Here is a 1889-nt window from a genome sequence, read left to right as displayed (position 1 = left end):
CGATCGCGTAGCCCAACCTGTCCGTCCGGTCGTCGAACTGGACGGCGGTACCGAGGAGCGAAACGTCGAACGCGAAGTAGAAGTACGCCGCTCCGGCGTAGACCGCCCCCGTCGCTCCCGAAACGAACCCGCCGGGCGAGAGGAACCGGTATATGCCGAACCCGACCAACAGACCACAGAGGGCGGCGAGCGGGAGGTCCCGATCCATGTGGGCGGATTATCTCAGTTGTGCTAAACGTTGTTGATTTCGGGGTGCGTCGCCCGCTGCCTCTTCGAGTCTCGCCCTACCGCGACCGCCGGAAGCGGATCCGCAGTGGCCGCCGTCGGTCGCTTCGCCGCGCCCGACCGAAAGGCGCTTTTCGCGTCGCCGCGAGGCTCCGGCATGATCACGGTCGCGCTCGCGGGCAAGCCGAACGCCGGCAAGTCCACCTTCTACACCGCCGCCACGGAGGCCGACGTCGACGTCGCGAACTACCCGTTCACGACCATCGACGCCAACCGCGGGGTGACCCACGTGCGGACGCGCTGCCCGTGTCTCGACCGCGAGGAGCGCTGCGGCTCGGAGAACTGCCGCGACGGGAAACGGTACGTCCCGATCGAACTGCTCGACGTGGCCGGGCTCGTCCCGGGCGCACACGAGGGGAAGGGCCTCGGCAACCAGTTCCTCGACGAACTGACGAACGCGGACGTGGTGGTGAACGTCGTCGACGCCTCCGGCGCGACGAACGCCGAGGGGGAGCCGGTCGAGGTCGGGAGCCACGACCCGCTCGACGACGTGGACTTCGTCGAGGAGGAGATGGACCTGTGGCTCGCGGGCATCGTCGACCGCAACTGGGAGGGCGTCGAGCGGAAGTCGCGCTCGCCCGACTTCGACCTCGAAGCCGCGCTGTCCGACATGCTCACCGGCTTCGGCGCGACCGAGGGCGACGTGGCGAGGGTCCTCCGCAGTCTGGAGTACCCGGACGACCCGAAGGCGTGGACCGACGACGACCGCGAGGCGCTCGCGCGGGCGGTCCGCCGCCGGACCAAGCCGATCGTCGTCGTCGCGAACAAGGTCGACGCGGCCCCCGAGGGCGCGGTCGACCGGATCCGCGAGGGCACCGACAAGACCGTGATCGCGGCCACCGCCGACGGCGAACTCGCCTTACGCCGCGCCGCGGACGCCGGCGTCGTCGACTACGATCCCGGCGACGAGTCGTTCGAGATCGTCGGCGACGTCTCCGACGACCAGCGCGCCGGTCTCGACGTGCTCCGCGAGTCGATGGACGAACACGAGGGAACGGGCGTCCAGACGGCGCTGAACGCCGCGGTCTACGACCTGCTCGACCGCATCACGGCCTACCCGGTTCAGGACGCCGGCAAGTGGACGGACGGGACCGGAAACGTCCTTCCGGACGCGTTCCTCCTGCCCTCGGGGTCGACCCCGCCCGACCTCGCGTACGCGGTTCACTCGGACATCGGCGAGGGGTACCTCCACGCGGTCGACGCGCGCGCCTCACGGCGGATCGGCGAGGACCACGAGCTGACCGAGGGCGACGTTGTCAAGATCGTCTCGACCGCGGGACCGTGACCGGTCTCGGGCGTCCGCGTCGCTCGCGCCCCACCGTGGGACCGACAGGCACATGCGGGTCGCCCGAGACGGACCGATAGAGAGCGGCCATGCTCGGGCTCGAACACGACTTCCGGATCGTCGACACCCGCGCGACCCTCGACCCCGACGAGTCGTCGGTCGCCACCCACGGGCGGGACATCTCCCCGGAGCGGCTGGAACGCGAGATGCTTCAGGCGGGGATCGTCCGCGCCGTCGCGAGCCCCGGCCAGCGCGCCCCCGGCCGGAGCTACCTCCGCGCGAACAACGCCGTCGCGCGCCTGTCGATCGACCGCCCGTT

General features: G+C 70.6%; 1 protein-coding gene and 2 pseudogenes. 2 read left to right on the top strand and 1 reads right to left on the bottom strand.

Annotated elements, in window-relative coordinates; translation table 11 throughout:
* Positions 1–208, bottom strand: a pseudogene (locus tag BN903_RS17410) (hypothetical protein); the annotation flags it as partial.
* Positions 209–382: 174 nt separating this feature from the next.
* On the opposite strand from BN903_RS17410, the gene BN903_RS08595 reads away from it, so the two are divergent.
* Together BN903_RS08595 and BN903_RS08590 are read left to right on the top strand one after the other, a co-directional pair.
* Positions 383–1570: a redox-regulated ATPase YchF gene (locus BN903_RS08595; protein WP_048077356.1), complete on the top strand. Its 1188-nt coding sequence runs from the start codon at positions 383–385 to the stop codon at positions 1568–1570.
* Positions 1571–1659: 89 nt separating this feature from the next.
* Positions 1660–1889 (top strand): annotated as a pseudogene (locus BN903_RS08590) (amidohydrolase); the annotation flags it as partial.

The organism is Halorubrum sp. AJ67, from assembly GCF_000513435.1.
The sequence above is the reverse complement of the archived record's forward strand: the minus strand, read 5'-3'. Positions and strand labels throughout refer to the sequence as shown.

Coding starts and splice junctions, on each gene's coding strand:
- BN903_RS08595 (WP_048077356.1), top strand. CDS start 383: ATGATCACGGTCGCGCTCGCGGGCAAGCCGAACGCCGGCAAGTCCACC.